This window comes from Cupriavidus sp. SIMBA_020, assembly GCF_046535395.1.
GTDB lineage: Bacteria > Pseudomonadota > Gammaproteobacteria > Burkholderiales > Burkholderiaceae > Cupriavidus > Cupriavidus campinensis.
Map to the genome: position 1 here is coordinate 1 of NZ_JAWRWU010001074.1, position 256 is coordinate 256.

Annotated in this window: 1 protein-coding gene; it reads left to right on the forward strand. The window is 67.6% G+C overall.

All coding sequences use genetic code 11. The features are described from left to right. Positions 1-256: alkaline phosphatase family protein (locus SB751_RS32805; RefSeq protein WP_410749354.1), on the forward strand; the 256-nt coding region annotated here is incomplete at both ends.

The following is a 256-nucleotide window of genomic DNA, read 5'->3' on the forward strand; positions in this document are numbered from 1 at the left end:
GTCCGTGTTCCACCAGCCGGCCGGCCCGGCCGAGGGGCTGCCGTTCCATCCGGGCGCCGACAACCTCGGCCTGCAGTTCCTGCAGGATCTGCCGCACGGCTGGCAGGACATGCATGCCGCGTGGAACAAAGGCCGCTACGACCAGTGGGTGCCGAACAAGGGCACCACGACGATGGCGTACCTGAAGCGCGACGACATCCCGTTCCACTATCAGCTCGCCGACGCGTTCACGATCTGCGACGCGTACCACTGCGCG